This is a genomic window from Ancylomarina sp. YFZ004 (assembly GCF_054254355.1).
Window position 1 is genome coordinate 1 of the sequence record NZ_JBTCHQ010000028.1, and the last position, 2,531, is coordinate 2,531.

At 33.6% G+C, this 2,531-nt stretch carries 3 protein-coding genes; all 3 read left to right on the plus strand.

Annotated elements, in window-relative coordinates; genetic code table 11:
- A partial coding sequence (locus tag ACXR6G_RS20045; protein WP_458363235.1) for a hypothetical protein occupies positions 1 to 861 on the plus strand: 861 nt, incomplete at its 5' end.
- Between the two features lie 460 nt (positions 862 to 1,321).
- Positions 1,322 to 1,813: a T9SS type A sorting domain-containing protein gene (locus ACXR6G_RS20050; RefSeq protein WP_458363236.1), complete on the plus strand. Its 492-nt coding sequence runs from the start codon at positions 1,322 to 1,324 to the stop codon at positions 1,811 to 1,813.
- Positions 1,814 to 1,840: 27 nt separating this feature from the next.
- The coding region (locus tag ACXR6G_RS20055; RefSeq protein ID WP_458363237.1) for a hypothetical protein at positions 1,841 to 2,531 on the plus strand (691 nt) is incomplete at its 3' end.

Here is a 2,531-nt window from a genome sequence, read left to right on the forward strand (position 1 = left end):
AAAACAATTGATTTGACTCCATATCTGGATGATACAGATAGTAAACTTACAGAAAATGAGGTAGATGTCATGGTTGATAATAATGGCTATATACGTGATTTTGTTAATGGAAACCAAATTAAATTAGACGGAAATCAAGCAGGAGATTTGGCATATTTTGATGGAGTGACTTGGATGCCTATTGTAAAAGGTAGTGAAGGTCAAGTGTTGGAAATGAAAGATGGAATTCCTGCTTGGTCTAATAATCAATCAATACAAGCAGATAAAGTTCTTCATGGATTACTTCAGTATGATAAGGCGGGGGCTTATGAATTTGTAGTTCCAGGTAATGTAACTAGAATTTTCGTGAAAATTTATGGAGCTTCAGGAGGTAGAAATCAAAAACTGTATTCAGAAGTAAGGAGCTATGGAAGTGGAGGGATTGCTGGTGGTAGAGGTGGTTATATCTATACTTCTATTTCAGTGTTTCCGGGAGAAGTTATAAGTTTTTATAATGGAGCATCTGGGGTGAATTATTGTTCTGACATATTATCTTATGATTATTCTTTTCCTCTTTGTAATCTAACTTACTATGGAGAATTAGGGTATGATGGTGAGGATAGTTATGTTTTGAGGAGTTCTAATTCAGAAAAAATAATAATTGTTGAAGCTGGTAAAGGTGCAACTGAAGCTGCTCTTTATTTCGTTGGGACTGGATGTAATGTTCTTAGAGGTTCTGATGGACGTGCACCGGCTGGTTTTGTAAGTGTTATTCCAGGTAAAGGAATATTTCCAATATCCATAATAAAAGGGGAAGGAGTTATTTCAAATCCAAACTGTTCAGATGTTCATCCTGATGGTATCATAGAAATTGAATGGTAGAATGACTAATATACTTTATTTTGAAGCCAACCAATTTTAGGTTGGCTTTTGATTTTATTCTAGTTAAAGACGATAGTCTCGTTGGAAAGTATCTAAAATATTCACTTAAATCTCACTTTAAATAATTGGCTGTTTGTGGAATTCTAGTTTTGCATCGCCCTTTTTTTAGAAATGTATCGTACCTCATTTGTACTTCGGATTGCTGTGAGGCTTATTGATAAAGAGATGTTACTTTCTGCATTCGTAGATCCTGAAAAACCAGATACAAATCAACATAAAGAAAAGCCCTGTTCTTTCTTTAGAATGGGGCTTTTTCATGCCCGTTAAACTTTCATAAGCCATAATGCTTTTTTCAATTGACCAACTTGACAGATTTGACAGAGTATTATTATATGATAATAATGTAGTTTTGCATATTGTTATTATATAAAATATTATTGTGAATAAGAATTATAAAAGTATGAGAGGGATAAAGGGTGGAATCAAATTGGTTTTAATCTGCTTATTTTCTTCGATTTTTAATGTCTCAAATGCTCAAGAGGCTTTAGGCTCTGGTGGTGATTCTCATAAAACAGAGACGCTTCAACTTAGTTGGACATTAGGTGAAATAAGTATTCAAACTATCGATAATTCAAATTTGATTCTTACTCAAGGTTTACACCAAAGTTTGCTTGAGATTGAAAAAGTTGATACAGGAGAAGAATTCGACATTGACTTGATTGTTTACCCTAATCCAACAAAGGGGAAATTACACTTAATCGTTAAACGGTTCGATGAATTGCATTCACTGAAATATTCCATATGTGATATTAAGGGAGTTGTAATTAAACGTGAAACTATTGTCACACCCACAACAGAGATTTCTCTTCATGGCTTGTCTTCATCAGTTTACTTTTTGAAAGTATTCGCTAAAGAAAGGTTAATTCAAACATTCAAAATCGTAAAATACTAGCCAATAATGAGAAGCTTAAATCAAAATATGAAAAGAATACTACTATTGTTCTGTACTGTAATATTTTTATTAAACAGCGCAGTTTGTCAGGTGCCACAGAAGTTCAATTATCAGGCAGTTGTTCGAAATATTGAAGGAAATGTTATATCTAATTCAAAGATTAGTGTTCGAATATCAATTCTTCAGGATGGCAGTTTTTTAGTTTATGAAGAGGAATTCGAAACCACGACGAATGCCTTTGGATTAATAAATTTAAAAATAGGAGAGAAGGAAGATGATGCTTTTGCTTCCGTGGATTGGTCGCAAGGAAAATACGCATTAAAGATTGAAATTGATGAAACAGGAGGTGTTAACTATTCATATGTGGGGACAAGTCCTTTATTAAGTGTTCCGTTTGCGCTTTCGGCAAAAACGGCTGAAAATGTATTTTCAGGAGATTATAATGATTTGAAAAATGTACCTGGATATATTTCAGATGGAGATAATGACACTCACTTGACAGATGAAGAAATAACAGCTTTAGGCTATGTGAAAAACTCTGATGATGCTGATGCCGATTCAGCTAATGAGATCCAGGATTTAGCATTGAATGAAACGACTAATATTCTGACCATTACCAAAAATGGTTTGGCTGCTGAAATTGACTTAAGTAAGTATCTTGATAATACAGATACCAAGCTTAGTGATTCTGATATTGAAGCTTTAGGCTATATTAAGA

Coding starts and splice junctions, on each gene's coding strand:
- ACXR6G_RS20050 (WP_458363236.1), top strand. CDS start 1,322: ATGAGAGGGATAAAGGGTGGAATCAAATTGGTTTTAATCTGCTTATTT.